Raw genomic sequence first — 23,347 nt, forward strand, 5'->3', positions numbered from 1 at the left:
TTCAAAAATCAATTTTTTGAAATATCACTACCAAAAACCTGCTTTAAGTCTAATTCATTTTTTGTAACATTAAATACCATTTAAAAACTGATAAAAAAAAGCTGCCCTCTTTTAGGACAGCTTCTTCACGTGGTGTGGGAGGGAATCGAACCCCCGACACAAGGATTTTCAGTCCTCTGCTCTACCTACTGAGCTACCGCACCATTTTTTCGGGCTGCAAAGGTATTTCGACTAACTAATTTTGCAAAAAAAATTTTCACTTGACAAAAAAAAATTTCTTGCTCGCTGATGTAGGCAATACTTACACAAAAGTAGAAGTTCATTATGGCGTTGAAATTCAGCAAATAGCATTTAATAGTTTTACTGACGACAGAAATTTTCCGCGCGACCAATGGCAGCACATCATTAAAGAATACGATGTACAAGACGTTTTCTACAGTTCTGTAATTCCTGCTTTTCATTCTGAAATTGAGCAGCTTAACGTATCAGGTCGTATTATGAGGGTACATTCAGAGCTTCGTTTGCCCTTTACCATAGCATACTGTACGCCTTTCACTTTAGGCTCTGATAGAATTTGTGTAGTATCTGCAGCCGCTCAAAGGAAGTCATCTGCCAGTTTGATTATAAGTGCCGGTACGTGCATTACTTTCGATGTTTTAGTAGGCACTACCTACATCGGTGGTAGTATATCGCCCGGAGTAAAGATGCGAGCAAAAGCCATGCATCATTTCACGCAAGCCTTGCCCGAAGTAGATGTTTTTAAATTCAATGCTCTTTGGAAGGAAGAAAATCCCCTTTTTGTGGGTAAGACAACCGAAGAGTGCCTTTTGGCTGGAAGTGTACAGGGGGCAGCCTTTGAAATAAATGAATACATCAATCGTTTATCTCAAATGCATGAAAATTTAAATATTTATTTAACAGGTGGTGATGCTATTACTTTGGAAAAATTGATAAAATCGGACATCTTTGCGCGTCCAAATATGTGTCTGGAAGGTTTAAACATTCTTTACAAACTCAATGCATAAAGTCGCAGCCCTTGTAGGCCTCTTAATTATAAATGCAATATCGCTTTTCGGTCAAAAAAATTCAGTATCTGCCTATTCGCAGTACGGCTTAGGCGATTTGCAGTGGATTACTAATGGAAGAAGCTTTGCTCTGGGCGGCATGACCCTTGGTCAATACAACCCTCTGTTCTTTAACATCGACAATCCAGCTACACTTAGTGCGCTAGACCTTACAACTTTCGACTTCGGTCTAAACACAGCAGTTTACAACATTTCAAACCAGCAGAATCCGTCAGGCCTTCGGAATTATTCGACCAATTTTTCGCATTTAAAGTTTGCTATTCCAGTGTATAAAGGGCAAACAATTTCCTTTGGATATATTCCCTATTCATTTATAGGATACGATATACGCACGGTAGAAGAAAACCAAGATCCTTTGCCCAAAGTGTTGTACCGATTTACCGGATCAGGCGGGTTTAACCAGGCTTTTTTTGCTGTGGGTTCTAAACCAGTTAAAGGTTTATCTATTGGTTTAACGCTCAAATATCTCTTTGGCGATAAAGAAAGATTGAATTACGTAATTCCTGACTTATCGAATGCGCTGAATACGCGCCAGAAAAGCATTGTGCGAATCGACGGATTTGTGTATAACGCAGGCCTCACATATCAACTGAAACTGGCTGAGCGCAAAGAACTGGTAATTGCAGGCACATTTTCCCCTACCATTCAAGTAGCTGCCGAATATACCGACGTGCAGTACAGCCATTCAGGCGGTGATTTTGGAAATCCAGTAGATACCTTTAGCCAATCTGGTGCAGAAACCACTGTGAGATACCCAATGCAATGGGGTGGAGCAATTACCTATCAACAATATTCAACGAGCCACGTAATACCAGTTTTCACAGCTGGAGTTGAAGTGCGTTATATCAATGGCAGTGAATTGATCATGCCTGTAGAAGGTAGCACCTGGCAGAACAGTCTGCGCTATGCTGCAGGTGTAAGTATGCTGCCGCGCTTTTTCTTCCCCGATCTTGAGAGGAGCACAAATTATTTTAATCGATTGGAATACAGACTTGGAGGCTTTTATGAGACAGGAATCGTCAATATTCAGAATCAAAACATTTCTCAACTTGGCATGACTTTTGGCCTCGCTCTACCGCTGCGAATCCGAGGCTTGGCACCAGGCGAAGTGAAATACAACCACATAAACATCGGTGTAGTCGCAGGCCGCCGAGGTACAACCTCAGGTAATCTGATTCAAGAAGATTTTCTCAGGTTTCACTTCGGTGTCACACTAAACGACAAATGGTTTATTAAATACAAATACAGATAATGATGAAAACAAAAAACATCTCTCTGATTGTGTTTTTTGCTTTGGCATTCTACCAGTGGGCTTTTGCACAGGGGGGATTTCAGAATGCTTCAGAAGATTGTAAAAACAACTATTCCATTTTTTACGAATTATACAAAACACGTAATTACGTAGAGGCTTTCGAAGGTTGGAAATACACCTTCGACAACTGTAAGGAAATGACCAAAAACATCTATATTTATGGTCCTACCATTGTAAAGGCTAAAATCGATGCGGAAAAAGATCAAGCCAAAAAAAGAGAACTCACACAATTGCTCTACAGAATCTACGACGACCGAAACAAATACTTTCCTGAAAAAGAAGGCTATGTGATCGGGCTAAAAGCAATGGATATGATGACCTATGAGCCTGAATCTGAAATGGAAACTGTATTTAACACCTTTCAAAAAGCTTTGGAGCTTGAAACCTTTGAGCACAGTGCTGCATTTTTTAACAACTACTTTATTATGGTGATACGCATGTATCAGAAAGATAGTAAAAAATTTGGTTTGGACAAAGTTTTTGAAACGTTTAACCTTATTAGCGAGGCACTAGAAAAAAACAATAACAATTACAACCGACAAATAGAAGAAATACAACAAAAGATAGATCTTAATCAAGCCACTGATAAAGATTTGAAAACCAAAGAAAGACTTGAAAAAGAACTTGAGAATTACACAAAGGTAGAGACCAATATCGAGCTCCAAATTGCCAAAATAGCTACTTGCGACAGACTGACTGTACTGTACAACGACGAAACCTTTAATGCCAATAAAAACGATATCAACTGGCTAAGGAGAGCTGCAAAACTGCTGCAAAAAGAGCGTGAAAACGAAGATGGAGAACGCGAGAGCTGTATCACCCTTCCCATTTTCTTGAAAATTGCCAACGAACTTAATAAGCTCGAGCCTAGCGCTACATCATCGCGTTCATTAGGTAAGATCGCCTTGTACAATAAAGATTACAACCTCGCCTTCGAATCCTTTAAGAAAGCAGCCGAGCTGGAGGCTGACCCCGTAAAGCGCGCAGACGACTGGCGCAGGGCAGGTGAGGCTATGCTGAGAAAAGGTCAACTCGAAGCCGCAAAAGCAGCAGCCTTGAAGAGCATTCAGATAAATTCCAAGTCTGGAGAAGGATATATTCTGCTGGCACAGGTGTATGCCGCTGCCGAAGGTGTTTGTGGAAACAATGTGTTTGAAAAGAAAGCCGTGTACTGGGCTGCCATCGACAAACTTCGCGCAGCCATTAACACTGATCCTAACGTGGCAAACAAAGCCAGAAAGCTCATTGCAGAATACAGCCGTAGATTGCCAGATAAGGGTATCTCTTTCCAATTCAACTGGAAGCAAGGCGATAAATACACGATCGGCTGTTGGATAAATGAAACAATAACAGTGGATTTTGACATCAAATAATGTCCCATAAGTTTTTGAAAACAGGCACTGCAGCATCCGTTGTAGTGCTTTTTTTATTTGTCGGGTGCAGAAATAATCCAGAAGTAGTACGGCAGATCAATCAGGTAGATACTCTACCTGTAGAGCAGCGAGAGAATGTACATCTCGTTTATACCGATAGCGGTTACAAACGCTTTGAAATGAAAGCGCCAGTGGCTGCCTTTTACAACGACCTACAAAATCCGAAGCTGGAATTTTCAAGAGGTATTCATGTGTGGTTTTATGACTATTATGGCCAGGTAGAAAGTGAACTTTCAGCCGGATACGCAGTGCGCTTTCCTGCCTTAAACCGCTGGGAAGCAATGTATAACGTTATATTTGTCAGCAAAAAAGGAGAAAAATTGGAAACTGACCATCTCATTTGGGATGAAGCTGCTGAAAAAATTTTTTCAGACAAAAAAGTTACCGTCACTACAGGTAGAGAAATCATAATAGGAGAAGGTTTTGAAGCAGATCAGTATTTCAATACCTATAAAATACAGAAAATCACAGGAGAAATTCTTCTAGAAGATGAAAATCAGTGACACACTAAGAATTGTAGAAATTGCATGGCTGGTAGTCATTACAATATGCGTTTTTGAAATAGTACGTGCAATCGCCACAGATTCAGGTACAAACATTTCGATATACATCGTGGTAGGCATTGGGGCTACCATTATGTTTTTTCTAAGACGAACACAGAGAAAACGCTACCTTAGACGAGATAATAACGCTCATCATCAGAAATGAGTGCATATACGTTTGTGATCGTATCGCTGCTGCTGTCAGCACTATTCTCAGGTTTAGAAATTGCCTTTTTGAGTGCTGACCGTTTTTTCGTTGAAGTTGAGCAAAAAAAAGGTTCTTTCGCTTTTAAAATCGTTTCCTTTCTCAGCCGAAAGCAAGGGATGCTACTTGCTGCACTTTTGCTCGGCAACAATATTGCCTTAGTACTTTATGGCATTTTTATACCCGATTTGTTAAGTCCACTCTTTGCAGGCATTCCTGCTGGTTATACGCTCTTAGCATTACAAAGTATCGTCTCTACCTTTATCATTTTGGTGTTAGCTGAATTTTTGCCAAAGAGCGTGTTTCAGAGTCGTCCGCACACCATGCTGCAGCGCTTTGCGGTTTTTGCCTGGTTGTTTTACATCTTGTTATGGCCTTTTACGTACGTTTTAGTAAAATTTAGCAATGGCATCCTTCGATTGCTTTTTAAAAAGCACCACATCGAAAACGAAGAAAATATTCTCTTTACAAGGCACGATTTGGCGCATTTCTTCAAAGAGAAGTACGAAAACAGCACCACTGCCGCCCGCGAAGAAAACGAGATCGAGATTTTCAAAAACGCTATTCAAATGGAAACCCGGCGGTTACGCGAATTCATCATCCCGCGTACCGAGTTGATTGCACTACCCATTACCGCTGGCATCCAAGAATTAAAAAAACTTTTCGAAGAATCAAATCTCAGCAAGATTCTCATCTACCGCGGCACTATAGACAATCTGCTCGGATATGTACATGTATACGACCTTATTAATGCTCCTAAAGACATCACTTCCATCTTACGTCCGATACGCTTTGTGCCTGAAAGCATGACTGCAAGCGAAGTGCTGCGCCTTATGACCAAAGAAAACCGCAGCATACTGGCAGTGTACGACGAGTTTGGCGCGCTTTCGGGAATTGTTACCATTGAAGATGTAGTGGAAGAACTCTTTGGCGATATCGAAGACGAGCACGATACAGCCGAAAACGACAATCAGGAAATAGTGGAAGATGGAAAAGATATAGTGGCCAGTGGTAGAGTAGAAATCAATCGTCTGAACGAAGTATATGAAATGCATTTGCCCGAAGACGAAAATTACAGCACATTGTCCGGGCTTATTTTTCATCGCCTTGAGCGCATTCCGAATGCAGGTGAACTTGTTGAAATTGAAGGATATAAATTAAAAATTGAACATATAGAACAAACCCGCATTCAAAAAGTGCGCATACTTGAGGCAATCAAATAACAGAGCTTTTGCCTGGCTTAAGGCTTATTGTATATTCGCAGCCTGATTTTTAAAACCTAAATCACTACAACAAAAGGAAATACATGGCGACATTAGAAAAAATCCGCAAGCGCTCTGGTTTGCTCATCATCATGGTAGGTTTGGCCTTAGTGGTCTTTATCCTTACAGATTTATTGTCATCGGGCAATTCACTGCTGAGAGGCGATGCTGTAAACGTAGGAAAAATCAACAGAGAGGCCATTGATGTCATGACGTTTAACAGCCTTGTGGACGAACGCATCGAAATCTACAAACAACAGAGTGGCGACTATTCTCTTCAAAATGCTTCGCGCAAAGATTTCGCTGATGTAATCTGGGATGAGCTCATCCGCGAAAAAGTTTGGGGCAGCTACATGCAAAAACTTGGCATCGTTGTAACCCCTGAAGAGCTCTACCAGCGCTTGAAAAGCGACCCAAACATTCAGCAAGCGCCAGTCTTTAAAGATCAGATGACCGGAATGTTCTCCGATGCGCTTTTTCAAAACTACATTCAGCAGCTACAAGACAATCAAAACAACGACCAAGAGAGTCGCGAACGCTGGCGCCAGTGGCTTAACTTCGAAAAAGCCATTCGCGAACAAACTGCTCAGCAGAAGTACATTAAGGCTGTAGAGCTCGCCATTTATGTGCCTAAAGCTTTTGGAAAAATGGAGCTCTACAACAACAATCAGTACTTTAACGTGGAGCTCGTAGCTAAAACCTATGAATCCATTCCCGACTCGGCTGTGGTAGTAAAAGATTCTGATATCAACGCCTGGTATCGCAAAAACAAGCAAAAATTCAAGCTCGAAGAGCCTATTCGCTCGATTCTGTATGCCAGCTTTTCAGTGACTCCTTCAGCTGAAGACGAAGAAAATGTGCGCAAAGAATTGATTAGCTATACCATCCCTTCTGAAAAAGTAAATCCTGACGGCACCATAGAGCCGATCGAATCTTTCCTTGAGGCTGAAGACGACTCAGCCTATGTAGCAACACGCAGCGATGTGCCTTTTAAAAGAGAATTTATTCGCGAATCGCAGCTCAAGGATCAAGACACGATTTTCAAAGGGAAAAATCCCGGATTTATTCACGGGCCTTATTTAGTTGACAATGAGTACAAGCTTACTAAGGTAAGCAAGGTGAAATTTTTGCCTGATTCGGTAAATGCCCGTCACATTCTGATTTCTTTTGCTGGGGCTCAGGGCAGCCAATCTACTCGCCAACCTATGGAAGCCAAGGAAATGGCCGATTCCCTACTTGCCTATTTAAAAGAAAACCGCAATCAGTTCGACAGTTTGGCGCGTACGCTCAGCGATGATAAAGGTTCTGCCGTAGAAGGCGGTAATCTGAACTGGTTTGGCCCTGATAAAATGGTAAAACCCTTCTCAGAGTTCTGTTTTACGAATAATAAAGGTGAAATTGGATTAGTACTCTCTGAGTTTGGTTTCCACATCATTGAAATTCTCGATCAAAAAGGTTCTGAACGCGCCCTTCAGCTTGCCACTATCGTTCGTGAATTGCAGCCCAGCGAGAAAACCCTCGAAGAAGTTTATGCAAAAGCCTCACGCCTGGCTTCAGTAGCTAGCGATCCCCTTAAGTTTGAACAAGAGGCCGCTGCTTTAGGTACCGTAATTCGTCCCGTAAACGACATTACACCAATGCAGGAATTCATCGTTGGTCTTGGTAGAAACAGAGATATTGTTCGCTGGGCCTTCAATGAAGACCGAAAAGTAGGCGACATAGATATCAATACATCCGAAGGCAAATCGTATGTGGTAGTAAAACTCACTCAGATTGAAGACGGCAAATACCGCTCACTCGAGTCAGTAAAAGACCAAGTAAAAGAGGCAGTACTAAAAGAAAAGAAGGCCAAAATGGCCCTAAAAGAACTTGAAGACGCTGTAAAGGGGGCCTCTGACCTGAAGACAATAGCTGATAAATTAAAAGTAGGAGTAACCAACGCTCGTGTTAATTTTACTTCTAATATTATACCCGGTATAGGTAACGACCCGAAGGCAGTCGGTTACATCTGCGGTTTACAAGCTGGTCTGAACCTAAAACCTTACGAAGGAGAAGTAGCCGCCATTGTAGTGAATGTAAAATCCATTGAACCTGTAAGTGATACTGGTGAGTACGACAATTACACCAAAGGCCTTGAAAATGCCGTTAAGCCTTTTGTACGCTCTCAAATTTTTGAATCGCTGAAGAAATCGGCTAACATTGTAGATCAAAGATATCGATTCTTCTAATTGATTAAAATAAAAAAAGCCGGCCATGCGTGCCGGCTTTTTTTATTTGATAAACAGCGGATTATGCTTCCTCGATTTCAGCTAAATAGCGCTCAGCGTCCAGCGCGCCCATACAACCTGAACCGGCGGCTGTCACTGCCTGACGATATACTTTGTCTTGCACATCACCCACAGCAAATACGCCTGGTAGATTCGTTTTACTGGTACCTGGAATGGTTTTAATGTATCCGGTTTCATCCATGTCGATCTGTCCTTTGAAAATGTCAGTATTAGGCTTGTGACCGATGGCTACAAAGAACCCATAAGCTGGAATCACATATTCACGGTTTTCTTTTTTTGAGAGCACTTTAACCCCTTCTACAGCATGATCTCCGATAAGATCTATTGTTTCTGTGTTGAAGAGTACCTCGATGTTTGGAGTTTTAAACACTCGCTCTTGCATGATTTTGGAGGCGCGCATCTTATCACTGCGGACGAGCATGGTTACTTTCGGACAGAGCTTCGATAGATAGATAGCTTCTTCGCAAGCGGCATCACCACCGCCCACTAGTACTACTTCCTTGCCCTTATAAAAAAAGCCGTCGCAAACCGCACAGGCTGATACACCGTGACCCATAAGCCGTTTTTCGCTCTCGAGGCCGAGATACTTGGCTGAAGCTCCTGTGGCGATGATTACTGTTCTGGCTTGTATTTGTTTTTCGTCGTCGATAGTCAGGGTATGCCAGCCGCCTTTTTCAGTTGAAAATTCGACCTTTGTTACCATACCAAAGCGAACGTCAGTATGAAATCTCTCAGCTTGTCGCTTGAGATCTTCCATCATTTGAGGGCCCATTACGCCATCAGGATATCCCGGAAAGTTTTCTACCTCGGTGGTGGTGGTGAGCTGTCCGCCTACCTCCAGACCGGTGTACATAATGGGTTTTAGATTGGCTCTTGCTGCATAAATGGCGGCTGTGTATCCCGCAGGTCCACTGCCTATGATTACACATTTGTGTTGTTCCATTCTTTTAGGAGATTTTAAAATTAGGCTGCAAAGGTAGCCTGCCTATTGCCGATTACAGTGTGATTTATGTAATGTTTTATCGATGTAACAAATTAATAATAAAATTAGATAATAAAAATCTATAATGCAAAGGCGCATCAGAATAAAAATTGACACGCCTTGCGAAAAGATATATGTTTGAAAGATTAATCTACATTATCGTGTAAAAAAGAATTATTTGTTCGCAACTCTGTATTATTTCCTTTTCCAGAAACAGTGAATCTGCTTTCACTGTTTTTTTTTGAATACAATTCTTTTTCAATATTAATCCCTCTACGCTTATATGCTGGTTCTGCATGCATTTCGTCGATCTGGTGCTTTTTGTTTCTGAAAATGTGGTTATATTTTCTTAAATTTTCTCTACGAGATTTACTCAAATTATTTAATGCGTATTCGATGGGTTTGTCGAAGAAATCTTCTTCTTCTGTTACTTCTTTTTTATTAGATTTTTTAGGTAGTGATGGAACTTCATTTTTTACTTTAATTTCAAATTCCAAAGTTTCATCCTCACTTTCAAACTGTGCAGCAACTTTCTGTACTTGTTTTTCCTCTTCATCCATGAGCTCAAATACCTTTACTCCACTGTCATAAGTTGCTGTTATTTTTTCTTCAACCGGAGTTTGTGTAGCGACTTCCTGGGTGTTTGAAGAAAAAATTTCATTCAAGGGTTTTTCGAAGTCAAACTCTACCACCTGGGCCGACTCATCGTTATCTGTTATATAGGTAATCTGAATTTCTTCATTTTCGTCTTCTAAGGTAAAGCGAATTTCTTCATCTGAATTTTCAGATATTTTTATTTCTTTTACTGTTGGATTTTGAGGTTTAACTTGTTCTAATGTGTTTGATGGAATTTCTTGTTTTTCGTTTTCTAATTTTTTATCAGAAGTTTCTTCAATATCAAGCAATGAGGGTTGAATTACTTTTGGAGTAGATTCTTGTGCTTTGGTAGGTAGAGGTGTTTTTTCCGCTGGTTTTGGAGCAGGACTTTGCACCTCATCAGTTGTTAGGAAGTGTACTTTTTTTTCGGGTTCTTCAGTTATGAGGCGAGTATTGTCGCGATTAAATCCTGTAGCGATAACAGTTACGGAAATTTCCTGTCCTAAAGACTCATCTTCACCCAAGCCCATGATGATGTTTGCATTTCCACCAGCTTGATCTTGTATGTAATCGTTGATTTCGCCGATCTCATCAATGGTTACATCGCTTGATCCATTAATGAGCAACAAGACATTAGTGGCTCCGTGAATGTGGTTGTCGTTAAGTAGAGGGGAGTCGAGAGCGAGCTTAACAGCCTTTGATGCGCGATCGGTACCGCTGGCGCGGCCACTGCCCATGATTGCGGTACCGCTGTTAGACAGTACGGTCTTTACATCGCGCAGGTCGATGTTGATGTTAAAGTTCCTGGTAATAACTTCAGCAATCGAACGTGCAGCGGTGGCCACTACTTCGTCTGCTTTGGCAAAGCCATCTTTCCAGTAGAGGTTTCCGAATATTTCTCTGAGTTTATTATTGTTAATGATTATAAGTGAATCGGTATGCTTCTTCATTTCAGCTATGCCAGCTTCGGCCTGTTGAAGCCGTAATCTGCCCTCAAATCCGAAAGGCGTAGTAACGATGCCCACAGTTAATATTCCGAGTGCTCTTGCAATTTCTGCAATTACTGGCGCTGCTCCAGTACCTGTTCCTCCACCCATACCTGCTGTAATAAAGACCATTTTTGTGTCTTGAGCGAGCAGTTTTTCGATTTCAGCACGGCTTTCTTCGGCTGCGGCTCTACCTACGCTGGGATTTGCTCCGGCACCAAGCCCTTCAGTGATGTTTGCACCTAATTGCAGTTTAATAGGTACGGGGCTGTTTTCTAAATGTTGGCGATCAGTATTACAGATGGCATAGTCCACACCTTTGATGCCGAGGGAGTACATATAATTGACGGCATTGCCACCGCCACCGCCTACACCGATTACTTTTATGATAGATGACTTGTTTTTAGGCAGGTCAAAGTTGAGAATTTCGCTCGTTTCCATGTTGTCTATGGTTTTAAGTATTCACGTCGTTGTTTAAAAATTCTATTATTTTTTTGGTCCAGCGCTCAAAGATGCTTGATCGTTTTTTGGACAGGTCAAAAGAAGAGTTCGAATCTTCTGAGGCAGTGATTTCTTGAGAGGTGTTTTCAGCTTGAATTTTGTCTGATGGATTGTTATTGCTTTCTGTTTCAGCCGAAGTTTCAGTTTTAGCCTTTTGTTTTTTCTTTTCTTCGAGTTCTTGTGATTCAAGCCCTTTCATTACTAAGCCGATTGCCGTAGCGTAAGCAGGCGATGCCAGCTCGCTGTACTCTGATTGGGCAAGGTGTTCGTTGGGATATCCGATGCGGGTATCCATGCCTGTGATGTAGGCCACTAATTGCTTTAGATGTTTTAGCTGTGCACCCCCTCCGGTGAGCACTATGCCTGCTATGAGGCGTTTGCGGGGTTCGTTGTATCCGTAGTTTTTTATTTCGATGTGAACTTGTTCGATAATTTCAGATACGCGAGCATGAATGATTTTAGAGAGGGTTTTCAGTGATATTTCTTTCGGATCTCTGCCACGCAAACCGGGAATGGATACGATTTCATTTTCCTTGTTTTCACCTGGCCATGCCGATCCGAATTTGATTTTTAGCAATTCAGCTTGTTTTTCGATAATTGAGCAGCCTTCTTTGATGTCTTCGGTGATGATGTTTCCGCCAAACGGTATAACGGCTGTGTGGCGAATAATGCCGTTTTTGAAGATGGCCACATCTGTAGTTCCGCCTCCTATATCGACCAGTACTACGCCAGCTTCTTTTTCTTCTTCAGTGAGTACTGCTTCGGCCGACGCAATGGGTTCGAGGGTAATTTGTGAGAGTTTTAATCCTGATTCGATTATGCAGCGGCCAATGTTTTTAATGGATGCCATATCACCAATCACGATATGGAAGCTCGCCTCGAGCCGAGAGCCATACATACCGCGGGGTTCGGTAGTTTCAATTTTACCGTCGATTTTGTACTCTTGAGGTATGATGTGAATGATTTCATCGCCGGGCAGCATATTCATCTTCTGCACGTTGGATATCAATTTTTCGATATCCTCTTCCTCGATTACTTCTTCCGGATTTTCGCGCACGATGTAGTCTCTGTGCTGCTGCGAGCGGATGTGTTGGCCTGCCACGCCTGCTACTACATGAGATATTTGAAGCCCTGAGCGCGCCTCAGCCTCCGATACTGCCTGCCTAATGGCTTCGATGGTTTGAGTAATATTCGTTACTACACCTCGACTTACGCCCATGGATTTAGCGCGACCCATCCCAAGGATTTCTATTTTTCCATGTTCATTTTTTCGACCGATTACGGCCACAATTTTTGTAGTACCTATATCGAGCCCTACGGCGATTTTTTCACTGCTCATACTCGCAAATTACTTGTTTGCCAAAGGTTAAATTGATGGTTTTAATTTTTTTGTTTTCCAAGGTGGGATATATATACCTGTAGAATGCTTTCAATCGAAGTAATTTTTCTTCGAGTTGTTCGCTTTTCCCGATAAAAATAACTTCGTCGTATCTCGAACTAAATGCTGTTATCTCATGACGCTCTGATACAAAAAATCCGCTGAAGAAATGATTGAAAAAGTCGTCACCTTCTGATTTTTGTAATACGGAAACAATTTTTTCAAGTATTTCATCATTGATGGCACCGTCTATCACGGGTACATGGGCTGAGAAATAGGGTGAAAGTGGAAATGCAATACAATGGTTATCAATGTAATAATTTTTGCTTGAACTTAGTACGCGCAACAAGGGATATCTCGGTTTCACTTGGATATGCAATTCACCGCTTAGTGTGAAAAATATTTCTGATTTTTCAATGGTTTTTTGATTATCTAATAATTCTTCTAACAATTTTATGTTGATACTTTTTCGTCCTAATGCTCTACTTTTTTGTTCTTCCAGTGAACTCAATTTCAATATTTCATCTTTACTGATGAGATACTTATCGTGATAGCGTTCGATGTCGATAGAAATACGATCAATAGTTGAGCTTTCGAGTTTGTGCTTTGCAAAGCCCGAAATGACTAAATATCCTATCGTAAGGCTGATCAAAATAAGTAGTCGAAATAAATTATTTTTTCTTTTCATAGAGGATGTTTTTAATGCCTTCAACAGCATCACTTATGTTGCCAGCCCCTGCAGTGATGATTACGTCATTTTGCAATCGAATTTTTTTTACAAAATCCATCAATTCGCCCAGAAAGACGATGTCTTTTTCAGCACAGGTAAGGTGTTTATAGATGAGTTCTTCTGTTACACCTTCAATTTTTTCTTCACGTGCCGGATATATGTCGAGCAATACTACACGATCAGCTATACTTAGACTTTCTGCAAATTCTTGGTGAAAATCGCGTGTGCGGCTGTACAAGTGCGGTTGGAAGATGATGGTAATCTTTCTGTCGGGATATAAAAGCCTGGCTGATTTCAACAGAGCTTCGAGCTCTGCCGGATGATGGGCATAATCGTCGATAAACGCGAGATTGGGCAACTGCAGAATGATTTCAAAACGCCTTTTTACTCCTTTAAACGTCTTAATGCCTTCGGCGATTTGAGTCGGAGTAAGTCCATAAATATGGCATAGCCCAGCAGCTGCCACGGCATTCTCAACGTTGTGTATGCCAGGTACTTGGCAGCTTGTGGATATCTTCTCTCCGTTTGGAAAAGAAAGGGTATAATGAAATTGCCTGTTTTGAATCTGTATATCTTCAGCGTAATAATGCGCATTTTTATTTAAACCGTACGAAAAATCGCCCGAGACAGGTAGATTGATTTTTGTGAGAAGTTTTCCAAATTTTTTGGCTATTCGGGCAAATTCTAAGAAAGCCTCTCGCACGCCCTCTTGGTCTTTGTAAATGTCGAGGTGGTCGGGGTCTGTTGATGTAATTACAGCCAGTGATGGCTCAAGCCGAAGAAAGGATCTGTCAAATTCATCGGCTTCGATTACCATTGTATTGCTATTTCCATAGAGAAAGTTTGTATTGTAATTGGCGCTGATGCCACCAATAAATGCACTTACATCTATGTTGTTGTGCTTTAAAATATGAGCAACCAAGGCTGTGGTGGTCGTTTTGCCATGTGTGCCTGCCACGGCTATGCTACGCGACGACTTCGTAATCAAACCCAGCACCTGGGCTCGTTTCATAAGGGTAAAATTTCGCTCTCGAAACCATATCATCTGTTGATTGCTCTGGGGCACAGCGGGTGTATACACTACTAGGGTATCGGCAGGTGTACCAATCCTGCGCATCGGTAGAGCGTCGATTGTATCTGAATAAGTGATGGCTATGCCTTCGGCTTCAAGTTCAGTAGTAAGCGTTGTACGCTCTCTATCAAAGCCAGAAACTATGGCTTTTTTCAAATTGAAATACCTGGCCAAGGCACTCATTCCGATGCCTCCTATACCAATGAAATAAAAATATTTGTATGTATCGATGGGTCGGTTCATGCGATTACGGCTTTTAGTATTTCATCTGCTATTTTTTGAGTGGCATCTGGTTTGGCCAGGAGTTTAATGTTCTGTTCGAGTTGTACTCTCGCTTCTGCTGAGGTAAGTAGCATCATCAAGGTGTCTTTTAGTGATGAAAGGTTTTTTTCCTCGATCACGATGGCTGCTTTTTTCTCGGCAAAAGCCTTGGCATTTTTAAGCTGATGATTTTCTGCCACATTAGGCGAGGGAATTAATATGCAAGCCTTGCCAGCTGCAGAAAGCTCTGAAAGCGTACCTGCCCCGGCGCGTGAAATAACTATTTCAGCCCAGGGATATACTTCGTATAAATCAGCTGCAAAGGCGTCGAGGTAAAATCTGCTTTTGTTTATCGGATATTTTTTTCGGTATGTATCGAAATAGATTTTGCCACAAATCCAAACCAGATTCGCTTTCTCCTGAATTTCATTAACCAGGGAATCAATAGCTTGATTTATAGAACGTGCACCCAAACTTCCACCAACGACAAGAACAGTTGGTTTCGAAGGGTCGATCAGGAATTTCGCTGCTACTTTAGGGTCTTTTTGTTTAGTAGTGACTATTTCTGCTCGAATCGGATTACCGGTGATTAGAATTTTTTCGGCGGGCAGATATTTGTCCATGCCTTCGTAAGCTACAAAAATTTTGCGCGCAAAGCGACCCGCCCATCTGTTCACTATTCCGGGATAAGAGTTTTGCTCTTGAAGAAAAACGGGGATATTGAGTAAACCTGCCGCCATTACAAGGGGGCCACTGGCAAATCCGCCTGTACCAATAACTGCGTTTGGCTTAAAGTGTCGTAGTAAAGCTATGGATTTTACGATGCTGTAAAGGAGTTTAAAAGGTACTAAAAAGTTTTTTAACGAAAAGGAACGTTGAAGGCCTGTGATGGGCAGACCGACGATCTCATAGCCAGCATTAGGAATTTGAGTCATTTCCATTCGTCCCAGAGCTCCCACAAATAGAAATTTTGCCTCCGGTAGCCTTCGTTTAAGTTCGTCGGCTATGGAGAGAGCAGGAAAAATATGGCCTCCTGTTCCACCTCCGCTAAGCATAAATTTCATTGGCTTCCTGCTCATGAGTTTCTGTTGTTTGGTTTGAAACAGCGGCCTTATCGTCGCTGCTTTTGTCATCTTCATTGAGGTTTTCAGTAGAGTAGCGGCTCACCGATTGCACAATGCCGATGGCTGCACAAATGGTCCAAATGGAGCTGCCGCCCGCACTTAGCAGCGGAAGAGTCTGACCGGTGACGGGCAATAGATTGACGGCTACACCCATATTGATAAGTGCCTGGATAATGATTCCAAAGCCTGCCGCCACTACTAAGAGACTGCCAAATAATGACTTAGCTCGCGTGGCTACCATTAAAAACCTTACAAGCAATAAAAAGTACAAGAACAGCACCGACACTGCTCCTACAAATCCGTACTCTTCAGTGATGATGCTGAAGATGAAATCGCTAGACGATTGAGGTAAGAAGTATTTCTGAGTGCTCTTACCCGGCCCTGTGCCTAAGAGTCCGCCATTGGCTATTGCCATCTTTGAGCGCTCTACCTGATAATTGTTATCGGCATCGCCGTTTATAAAATTTTCAATTCTCGCTTTCCAGGTATCTACTCTATTGGGCATTAAATCGGGGAAGGTGACCACTGCTGCGATGAATAATGCCAAGCCGGCAGCTATTGCGCCTATGGTGTAGAAAACGTATTTGTTAGGAAAAGGCGCGATAATCATGAGCAGCACAGCCTGTGCGAAGATGATGGCGGCTGTAGAGAAATTGGCTGGGAAGATCAATCCACACACGAGAAAAATCGGTGCAAGTATTTGCCAAAAAACCATCTTAAAGGTCCATTCAGCCGGGTTTTCTCTTTTCGACAGCGTTCGGGCCAAATACACCATCAACACCAATCCAGCAATTACGCTACTCTGAATGGTGATGCCGAGCATTGGGATTTGTATCCATCGACTTGCATTCGCGTTGCCAATCGTGTAGCCTTGTGAGAGCGTGTAGAGCAATAAAATTACTGCCGGTACCAACAAAATGACCGAAACAGGTGCGAAGTAGCGGTAATGGATGTTGTGAAGCATCCATATGATGAGCCAACCCATCAGTACATGCATAGCATGCCTGAGCAGCAGTGCGAAGGCGCTTATCTTGCCATACGTCCACTGTAGATTGCTGCCCGCGCTGTAAATGCTTAAAAAGGAGAAAAGCGATAGCAGAAACACTACTATCCAGATGACTTTGTCTCCTTTAAGCTTGAGTTGGCTGCTAATCATGCGATCACAGTTGGCGTACCCAGTACTTAAATTGATTGCCTCGGTCTTCGTAGTTTTCAAACAGGTCGAAGCTAGCACAGGCCGGTGAAAGCAAAACCACATCGCCCTTTGATGCCAGACTGTAGGCAGTTTTTACAGCTTGCTCCATGCTGTGTGTGTCGGCAATTACATTCACCATTCCGGTAAATTCATCCAGCAGTTTTGAATTGTCTTTACCCAGACAAACAATGGCCTTTACGCGTTCTTTAACCAAGGGATGCAAGGCGGAGTAGTCATTGCCCTTGTCCACACCACCGGCAATCCACACTATGGGTCGTTTGATGCTTCCCAGAGCGTAAAGTACCGAATTCACATTAGTGGCTTTTGAGTCGTTGATGAAGTCGATTCCGCCAATAGTACCTGCATGCTCTAATCGATGCTCGACGCCTTCGAAATCGGAGAAGGCTTCTTTGATTTTTTCCTGGCGAATTTCGTGGATGCGTGCAGCAATGGCTGCTGCCATGCTGTTGTAGGCGTTGTGTGTGCCTTTAAGCTTAAACTCCTTGATTACCATCGTTTCCATATTCTTTATTTTTACAATGAATTCGATTTCTTTTACCAGATAAGCGCCCTCTTCGGGTTCTACTTGTGCACTGAAGGGTATTTTGCGAGCCCTGATGAGAAATTTGGGCATGTAAGTCACCGTTACAGGATCGTCAGCACAGTACACAAATACTTGGTCTTCGCGTTGTGCCTGAGTTATCCGAAATTTGGATGCTATGTAGTTTTCAAACTTGTAATCATACCTATCTAGGTGGTCGGGGGTGATGTTGGTGAGAATTGCTACATCAGGCGCAAACGTGTAGCAGCCATCGAGTTGAAAGCTGCTCACCTCGAGTACGTAGGCTTCGTAGAGGTGATCATCGATTACCAGTTCGGCAAAGCTTTTTCCGATATTTCCCCCGATTCCTGTTTTTACTCCACCTTTTAAAAAGATATGTCCAGTAAGTGAGGTTGTTGTAGTCTTTCCGTTAGTGCCGGTAATGGCTACGATAGGCTTGTGAGTATATAATGAGGCAAATTCAATTTCTGAAATTACTTTCTTGCCGGCCACCAGCGCTTTTTTAACTACAGGAGCCTTGTCAGGCACTCCGGGGCTTTTAATCACCACATCGGCCGCTAGTATTCTGTCAAGATCATGACGACCTTCTTCGAAATCAATTTGTGCATTTCTGAGCTTAGAGGCGTATTTTTCAGATACCTTACCCGCGTCGCTCAAATACACATCCAAACCCAAATGCTTGCCGAGTAAGGCAGCTCCTGTGCCGCTCTCGCCGGCTCCTATAATGGCAATTTTTTTAAATTCTGTGTCTCTCATTACCGGATTTTTAGCGTTACAAAGGCTACTACGGCCAGTATGATGCCTACGATCCAAAACCGGGTTACGATTTTGGCTTCGTGATATCCTTTTTTCTGGTAATGGTGGTGTAGGGGAGACATCAAAAAGATTCTGCGACCTTCGCCGTACTTCTTCTTTGTGTATTTGAAATAGCTGACTTGAAGAACTACAGAAAGATTTTCAACCAGGAAAATGCCACACACGATAGGAATAAGCAATTCTTTTCGAACGGCTATGGCCAGCGTAGCCAATATACCGCCCAGTGCTAGCGAGCCAGTATCGCCCATAAATACTTGTGCTGGGTAGGTATTGTACCAAAGAAAACCCACACAAGCTCCGATCAGGGCAGCTACAAACACTACCATTTCCCCAGAGTTGGGGATGTACATGATGTTTAGATAGTCGGCGAAAATGATGGAACCCGATACATAGGCAAAGATTCCTAGCGCCACTGAACTGATGGCCGAAGTTCCTGTAGCCAATCCGTCGAGGCCGTCAGTAAGATTAGCTCCATTAGAAACTGCTGTGATAATGAAAATTACAATGGGGATATAGACGAGCCAACCCCACTTTTGGCCGTCGAGTCCGAACCATTGCACGACTTCAGAATAGTCTAATTCATTGTTTTTTAAAAAAGGAATAGTTGATTTAATGCTCTTTTTCGCTTCGCCAAAGACGGGCTTTTTACCTTGATCAATTTGAGCGGTGAGAGTGTGAATACGCGACTCGGTTTCTTTTTCTTTAATGGTTACCTCGGGATGAAAATACAACGTGGTACCTACGATGAGGCCAAGGCCTACTTGCCCGAGCACTTTGAACTTGCCTCTAAGTCCTTTTTTGTCTTTTTTAAATACTTTGATGTAATCGTCAATAAATCCGATTAACCCCATCCATACAGTGGTGATGAGGAGGAGTATCACGTAAACGTTGTCGAGACGTGCAAAGAGGAGAACGGGTATCAAAATTCCTCCTAGAATGATGATACCGCCCATCGTAGGTGTACCTGCTTTTAGGTTTTCACCTGCGAGACCCAAATTCCGAACGGTTTCACCTACTTGTTTTTTGCGCAAAAAGACGATAACGCGCTTTCCGTAAACGAGCGTTATAAAAAGAGCGAAGATGATCGCCATCGATGCCCTAAACGTTATGTATTGAAACATTCCCGCTCCGGGGAGGTCGTACACTGAGTTGAGGTATGAAAAGAGGTGGTAAAGCATTCGATTATAATTGATTGTAGTAGTCTAGGATTACTTGTTTGTCATCAAATGGATGTTTTACACCCTTGATTTCCTGATATTTCTCGTGCCCCTTCCCGGCCACAAGTACCACATCTCCTTTCCGGGCGAGGCTTAAGGCCATGCGGATGGCTTCGCGCCTATCCGTGATTTTGTGGCATTTCCGCCGTTGGTGCAGTTCGATGCCAGCTTCTATTTCTGCTATGATCTGCTCGGGATCTTCAGAGCGCGGATTGTCAGAAGTGATGATGACACGGTCGCTCCAGTCGGCAGCGATCTTACCCATCTCAGGTCGCTTAGCCTTATCACGATCGCCACCACAGCCAAATACTGTGATAATTTGCTGGTCGTGCTTTCGCGACTCGTGCAGGGTTTTCAAAACGTTTAGCAATGCATCGGGGGTGTGTGCGTAATCGACAATGGCTATTTGACCCGTCGGACCAGTAAGGGTCTCAAATCTGCCTTCCACAGGCCTAAGAGAGCTTATGGCCATAAGTGCCAGACTTTCATCAACCCCAAGCAACACTGCTACAGCATAAACAGCAAGGAGGTTATATGCATTAAATTCGCCAGTAAGAGCTGTGTACACATCGGCTCCACCTATGCGCAGCGTAAGGCCACCAATGTTGTTTTCAATGATCTTGCAGTGAAAATCGGCCATTTGCTTCAGAGCGTAGGAGTATTTTTTGGCCTTTGTGTTCTGCACCATTACTTGGCCGTTTCTATCGTCGGCATTGTAGAGGGCAAAAGCCTTTGAGGGCAATTCGTTAAAGAGCTTTTGCTTGGCAGCTATGTAATTGGCAAATGTTTTATGGTAGTCTAAATGATCGTGCGTAATGTTAGTAAAAACAGCGCCGGCGATGTCAGTACCTGCCAGGCGCTCTTGATGAATGCCGTGGCTGCTGGCCTCCATAAAGCAGTATTGAACACCTGCATCTGCCATGGCAGCCAGATGCTTCTGAAGCGAAAGTGCATCAGGTGTAGTGTGAGTGGCTGGCAATTCCTCGTCGTGTATTATCACACGTACGGTCGAAATCAATCCGGTGCGAAAGCCGATTTTTTTGAAAACTTCATAGAGCTGGGTAGTTACTGTAGTTTTCCCATTCGTTCCTGTTACTGCTACGATTTTCAGCTTTTCTGAAGGGTTTCCGTAGAAATTTGAGGCAATGACTCCTAATGCTCGAGCGCTGTTTTCTACGTATATGAAAGATATTTCGGGATATTTTTCGCTTAGATTGTTATCGTGCTCGCACACTATGGCCATAGCTCCGGAGTTTATAGCTTGCTCTATGTAGTTATGACCATCTGAGTTGGTGCCTGCTACTGCCACAAAGAGCGATTGATTTACCACCTTGCGTGAGTCAAACGCCACTTCTGAAACCGTTTGGTTCAGATTGCCGCGTACTCCCTTGAGATTAACTTTATAGAGAATGTCTTTTAATACCTTCATCGATTGTAGCTTTTTAGTTCGACCATCATGGTCTTTGAAATAGCTGTCTGTGGAGTGGGGTACTGCCATGCTATGCGACCTGCGCCTGTGGCACTCACGCGGTAGCCTTCGTTTTCGAGCGTAGATAGGGCCAGGGAGATAGGCATTCCCGTTAAATCAGGCATTCGCCCCTTGCGCAATTCCTGAAGGATGTGCTCGTACTTTGGCTGCATTTTTTGAGGCGAAGCTGCTTCAGTTGTGATAGGGGTATAGATAAGCTCTCGTGGTTTAGTAGGACTTAAGCTCATTACAGCGAGCGCAGTGCGTGCAGCTACAGGTGCAGCCACTCGACTACCGTAATACGCCTTTTCGGCATTGGGCTTATCTACCACCACTATGACGCTGTACTGAGGATTGTCGGCAGGGAAAAAGCCTGCAAACGAGGCTCTGTATTTTCGGCTGCCTTTCTCCTTCCAGTAGTCGAGCTTAGCTGTACCTGTTTTACCGGCGAGCTTTATTTGAGGATTGTACAAGTGCTTTGCAGTGCCTTGTTTTACTACATTGGATAATAGTACTTTAAGTTTATCGAGTGTCTTTTGGCTGCAAATGGATGGATTCAATACGGCTGGCTCAAATCGGCGAACGGTTTTCTTGTTTTTGCGGATTTCTTCTACGATATAGGGTTTTACCATTACGCCATTGTTGGCCACAGCGTTATAAACGGTAAGTAGTTGAAGTGGTGTAAAGCTGGTTTGATAGCCGAAAGCCATCCACGGTAGGGTGATGCCACTCCACTGTTCGCGGTCGTCGGGATGAGGTATTTTTGGGGGAGTTTCGCCTTTTATTTCAAAATTTAAAGGTTTGTGTAGGCCAATTTTGTACAGTTTATCGACAAACTGGGCCGGATTATCGCGGTAATTGTCAAAAACCAACCTTGCAAAGGCTACGTTCGACGACTGCTCGAAGGCTCTAGCCAGCGTAATTGTACCGAAATTTTCCGAAGCGCCTTTTTCGCTGAAGTTTGATTCGGTCACTACTCGGTCGTAAAAAGTCCAAGAGCCATTAGCTATGTCAATGGTAGTTGAAGTATCGGCTTTGTTGTCTTCGAGTAGGATGAGGGTAGTTAGCAGTTTAAAAGTGCTACCAGGCTCAGTGCTTTCCCAAATGGCGTAGTTTAGAATTTCTCCATAGTTGCCGTTTTCGGTGCGTCCTAGGTTTACCATGGCTTTGATCTTGCCGGTTTTTACCTCCATGAGTACTGCAGTGCCGTGATCGGCCTCGTAGTATTGTAGGGTAGAAAGTAGCTCGTGATGTAATATGTCTTGCATACGGGTATCAATGGTCGATACCACGTCATAGCCGTTTTCAGGGTCTTCGTCCCATCCGTTGTTGATTGGCTTCCAATGGCCTTTAGCCATCATTTGCATCCATCGCTTGCCTTCTTTGCCCTTTAGCCAAGTGTCGAAAGCACCTTCTAAGCCGGTTTGTCCTCGGTGGGCATTGCTGTAGCCTATGGTGCGTTCGGCTACTCCGCTCATAGGCATTTTGCGAAAGCTCTGCTGCTCGACTATAAGCCCCCCTTTAAATTTTCCATGTCTGAAGACAGGGAAATTTTTTATTTGCTGTACGTCTGAAAAAGCAATATTGTCGAGCAGTTTTACGTATCGGTGCTTTGCATTTCGGCTACTGTTCAGTAGGGTAAGCCACTCTCTCTTTGAGCGGCCGAATCTCGATAGTTTCTCGGCTAGGGCATCGATTTCATTGCTCCAGATTTCTCTGCTCACTGATAGTGGGTCGAAGTAGATATCAAAAAGTGGCATCGAAGTAGCCAAGAGCTTTTGGTCGGAACTGTAGATGTTTCCCCTCACCGGCGGAATGGTATGGTAGCGAATGATTTGTTTTTCGATAGAGGCTTTTAGTTCAGGACCTTCCACCCATTGAAGCACTATCAGCTTGTAGAGAATGGCGCCAAAGGGCACCATCAGCAGCAGTGCTGTGAGGTACAGTCGGATGTATAAATTTTTCTTTGGGTCCTTCACTTTTCGTCTTGCTTTACGAGTCTTCCTTTTTTATCCACTACTATCATCAGCGGAGGTTCTTTGCTCTCTACTAGCCCTACAGCTTCAGCCCTTTGTTTTATTTTGCTTCGCATACTCAGCTTCATCAGGCGCGAGCGCGTTTCGGTAAATTCGGAATTCAGGTCTTTCATTTCCGATTGCAGAGCTGACAGTATCAGTACTTTGCGCTCCACCATATGTCCGCTGAAGATGCTCAGCAAGGCCAGCAGAGCTAGCCATAGCACAAAGAGGCGGTGGCGATTCCACCGGCTATCGGCCAAAAAACTGCCTTTAATGATTTCCGATATTTTTACCTCTTTTGCTTTCATATCCT

The 23,347-nt window shown here is 43.1% G+C and carries 19 protein-coding genes and 1 tRNA gene; 7 read left to right on the forward strand and 13 right to left on the reverse strand.

Annotation, left to right across the window (positions count from 1 at the left end):
- Positions 1-130 precede the first annotated feature (130 nt).
- Positions 131-203: transfer RNA gene (locus tag EIP89_RS07095), tRNA-Phe, on the reverse strand.
- A 57-nt stretch (positions 204-260) separates the two neighbouring features.
- Here EIP89_RS07095 and EIP89_RS07100 point away from each other — a divergent pair.
- From EIP89_RS07100 to EIP89_RS07130, 7 genes are all read left to right on the forward strand, one after another.
- A complete protein-coding gene (locus EIP89_RS07100; protein WP_124397980.1) occupies positions 261-1,025 on the forward strand; it encodes a type III pantothenate kinase in 765 nt (254 codons plus the stop codon).
- Positions 1,018-2,337: a BamG family beta-barrel-assembly machinery protein gene (gene bamG, locus EIP89_RS07105; RefSeq protein ID WP_124397981.1), complete on the forward strand. Its 1,320-nt coding sequence runs from the start codon at positions 1,018-1,020 to the stop codon at positions 2,335-2,337. The genes EIP89_RS07100 and bamG overlap by 8 nt, the downstream gene beginning before the upstream one ends.
- Positions 2,337-3,770 carry a tetratricopeptide repeat protein gene (locus tag EIP89_RS07110; protein WP_148086793.1) on the forward strand — a complete coding sequence of 478 codons (1,434 nt, stop codon included), beginning with the start codon at positions 2,337-2,339 and terminating at the stop codon, positions 3,768-3,770. The genes bamG and EIP89_RS07110 overlap by 1 nt, the downstream gene beginning before the upstream one ends.
- Positions 3,770-4,333 (forward strand): LPS export ABC transporter periplasmic protein LptC, encoded by a 564-nt coding sequence (lptC, locus tag EIP89_RS07115; RefSeq protein ID WP_124397983.1) that lies wholly within the window; start codon positions 3,770-3,772, stop codon positions 4,331-4,333. Before EIP89_RS07110 ends, lptC begins: the two co-directional genes overlap by 1 nt.
- Positions 4,320-4,538 carry a hypothetical protein gene (locus tag EIP89_RS07120; RefSeq protein ID WP_124397984.1) on the forward strand — a complete coding sequence of 73 codons (219 nt, stop codon included), beginning with the start codon at positions 4,320-4,322 and terminating at the stop codon, positions 4,536-4,538. Before lptC ends, EIP89_RS07120 begins: the two co-directional genes overlap by 14 nt.
- The gene (locus tag EIP89_RS07125; RefSeq protein WP_124397985.1) at positions 4,535-5,800 is read left to right on the forward strand and encodes a hemolysin family protein; all 1,266 of its coding nucleotides are present in this window, start codon (positions 4,535-4,537) and stop codon (positions 5,798-5,800) included. Before EIP89_RS07120 ends, EIP89_RS07125 begins: the two co-directional genes overlap by 4 nt.
- 83 nt (positions 5,801-5,883) lie before the next feature.
- Positions 5,884-8,067: a peptidylprolyl isomerase gene (locus EIP89_RS07130; protein ID WP_124397986.1), complete on the forward strand. Its 2,184-nt coding sequence runs from the start codon at positions 5,884-5,886 to the stop codon at positions 8,065-8,067.
- A gap of 61 nt (positions 8,068-8,128) precedes the next feature.
- Here the strand turns inward: EIP89_RS07130 and trxB are convergent, their stop codons facing one another.
- The 12 genes from trxB to EIP89_RS07190 all read right to left on the reverse strand — a co-directional run bounded on the left by trxB (position 8,129) and on the right by EIP89_RS07190 (position 23,342).
- Positions 8,129-9,070, reverse strand: coding sequence for a thioredoxin-disulfide reductase (gene trxB, locus EIP89_RS07135; RefSeq protein WP_124397987.1), 942 nt, complete (start codon positions 9,068-9,070; stop codon positions 8,129-8,131).
- A 185-nt stretch (positions 9,071-9,255) separates the two neighbouring features.
- The gene (gene ftsZ, locus EIP89_RS07140; RefSeq protein ID WP_124397988.1) at positions 9,256-11,133 is read right to left on the reverse strand and encodes a cell division protein FtsZ; all 1,878 of its coding nucleotides are present in this window, start codon (positions 11,131-11,133) and stop codon (positions 9,256-9,258) included.
- Positions 11,134-11,146: 13 nt separating this feature from the next.
- Positions 11,147-12,532, reverse strand: a complete 1,386-nt coding sequence (gene ftsA / locus EIP89_RS07145; protein ID WP_124397989.1) for a cell division protein FtsA — start codon at positions 12,530-12,532, stop codon at positions 11,147-11,149.
- Positions 12,522-13,259: a cell division protein FtsQ/DivIB gene (locus EIP89_RS07150; RefSeq protein WP_124397990.1), complete on the reverse strand. Its 738-nt coding sequence runs from the start codon at positions 13,257-13,259 to the stop codon at positions 12,522-12,524. Before EIP89_RS07150 ends, ftsA begins: the two co-directional genes overlap by 11 nt.
- On the reverse strand, positions 13,243-14,616 hold the full coding sequence (gene murC, locus EIP89_RS07155; protein ID WP_124397991.1) for a UDP-N-acetylmuramate--L-alanine ligase: 1,374 nt from the start codon (positions 14,614-14,616) through the stop codon (positions 13,243-13,245). The genes EIP89_RS07150 and murC overlap by 17 nt, the downstream gene beginning before the upstream one ends.
- The gene (murG, locus tag EIP89_RS07160; protein WP_124397992.1) at positions 14,613-15,713 is read right to left on the reverse strand and encodes an undecaprenyldiphospho-muramoylpentapeptide beta-N-acetylglucosaminyltransferase; all 1,101 of its coding nucleotides are present in this window, start codon (positions 15,711-15,713) and stop codon (positions 14,613-14,615) included. The genes murC and murG overlap by 4 nt, the downstream gene beginning before the upstream one ends.
- Positions 15,682-16,914, reverse strand: a complete 1,233-nt coding sequence (locus EIP89_RS07165; protein ID WP_124397993.1) for an FtsW/RodA/SpoVE family cell cycle protein — start codon at positions 16,912-16,914, stop codon at positions 15,682-15,684. The genes murG and EIP89_RS07165 overlap by 32 nt, the downstream gene beginning before the upstream one ends.
- A gap of 4 nt (positions 16,915-16,918) precedes the next feature.
- Positions 16,919-18,271, reverse strand: coding sequence for a UDP-N-acetylmuramoyl-L-alanine--D-glutamate ligase (gene murD, locus EIP89_RS07170; protein ID WP_124397994.1), 1,353 nt, complete (start codon positions 18,269-18,271; stop codon positions 16,919-16,921).
- Complete coding sequence (gene mraY / locus EIP89_RS07175; RefSeq protein WP_124397995.1) at positions 18,271-19,509, reverse strand: phospho-N-acetylmuramoyl-pentapeptide-transferase; 1,239 nt, start codon at positions 19,507-19,509, stop codon at positions 18,271-18,273. The genes murD and mraY overlap by 1 nt, the downstream gene beginning before the upstream one ends.
- A 4-nt stretch (positions 19,510-19,513) precedes the next feature.
- Positions 19,514-20,977: a UDP-N-acetylmuramoyl-L-alanyl-D-glutamate--2,6-diaminopimelate ligase gene (locus EIP89_RS07180; protein WP_124397996.1), complete on the reverse strand. Its 1,464-nt coding sequence runs from the start codon at positions 20,975-20,977 to the stop codon at positions 19,514-19,516.
- Complete coding sequence (locus EIP89_RS07185) at positions 20,974-22,995, reverse strand: penicillin-binding transpeptidase domain-containing protein (protein ID WP_245966120.1); 2,022 nt, start codon at positions 22,993-22,995, stop codon at positions 20,974-20,976. Before EIP89_RS07185 ends, EIP89_RS07180 begins: the two co-directional genes overlap by 4 nt.
- A complete protein-coding gene (locus tag EIP89_RS07190) occupies positions 22,992-23,342 on the reverse strand; it encodes an FtsL-like putative cell division protein (RefSeq protein ID WP_124397997.1) in 351 nt (116 codons plus the stop codon). The genes EIP89_RS07185 and EIP89_RS07190 overlap by 4 nt, the downstream gene beginning before the upstream one ends.
- Positions 23,343-23,347: the final 5 nt, after the last annotated feature.

The organism is Thermaurantimonas aggregans (assembly GCF_003851885.1).
In the GTDB taxonomy this organism is placed as follows: Bacteria; Bacteroidota; Bacteroidia; order Flavobacteriales; family Schleiferiaceae; genus Thermaurantimonas; species Thermaurantimonas aggregans.

Bases quoted from the DNA above. Each gene is read 5' to 3' on its own strand.
- EIP89_RS07130 (WP_124397986.1), top strand. From the start codon at position 5,884: ATGGCGACATTAGAAAAAATCCGCAAGCGCTCTGGTTTGCTCATCATC.
- EIP89_RS07110 (WP_148086793.1), top strand. From the start codon at position 2,337: ATGATGAAAACAAAAAACATCTCTCTGATTGTGTTTTTTGCTTTGGCA.
- EIP89_RS07125 (WP_124397985.1), top strand. From the start codon at position 4,535: ATGAGTGCATATACGTTTGTGATCGTATCGCTGCTGCTGTCAGCACTA.
- mraY (WP_124397995.1), bottom strand. From the start codon at position 19,509: ATGCTTTACCACCTCTTTTCATACCTCAACTCAGTGTACGACCTCCCC.
- EIP89_RS07120 (WP_124397984.1), top strand. From the start codon at position 4,320: ATGAAAATCAGTGACACACTAAGAATTGTAGAAATTGCATGGCTGGTA.
- bamG (WP_124397981.1), top strand. From the start codon at position 1,018: ATGCATAAAGTCGCAGCCCTTGTAGGCCTCTTAATTATAAATGCAATA.
- ftsZ (WP_124397988.1), bottom strand. From the start codon at position 11,133: ATGGAAACGAGCGAAATTCTCAACTTTGACCTGCCTAAAAACAAGTCA.
- murD (WP_124397994.1), bottom strand. From the start codon at position 18,271: ATGAGAGACACAGAATTTAAAAAAATTGCCATTATAGGAGCCGGCGAG.
- EIP89_RS07150 (WP_124397990.1), bottom strand. From the start codon at position 13,259: ATGAAAAGAAAAAATAATTTATTTCGACTACTTATTTTGATCAGCCTT.
- EIP89_RS07190 (WP_124397997.1), bottom strand. From the start codon at position 23,342: ATGAAAGCAAAAGAGGTAAAAATATCGGAAATCATTAAAGGCAGTTTT.
- trxB (WP_124397987.1), bottom strand. From the start codon at position 9,070: ATGGAACAACACAAATGTGTAATCATAGGCAGTGGACCTGCGGGATAC.
- lptC (WP_124397983.1), top strand. From the start codon at position 3,770: ATGTCCCATAAGTTTTTGAAAACAGGCACTGCAGCATCCGTTGTAGTG.
- ftsA (WP_124397989.1), bottom strand. From the start codon at position 12,532: ATGAGCAGTGAAAAAATCGCCGTAGGGCTCGATATAGGTACTACAAAA.
- murG (WP_124397992.1), bottom strand. From the start codon at position 15,713: ATGAGCAGGAAGCCAATGAAATTTATGCTTAGCGGAGGTGGAACAGGA.
- EIP89_RS07180 (WP_124397996.1), bottom strand. From the start codon at position 20,977: ATGAAGGTATTAAAAGACATTCTCTATAAAGTTAATCTCAAGGGAGTA.
- murC (WP_124397991.1), bottom strand. From the start codon at position 14,616: ATGAACCGACCCATCGATACATACAAATATTTTTATTTCATTGGTATA.
- EIP89_RS07165 (WP_124397993.1), bottom strand. From the start codon at position 16,914: ATGATTAGCAGCCAACTCAAGCTTAAAGGAGACAAAGTCATCTGGATA.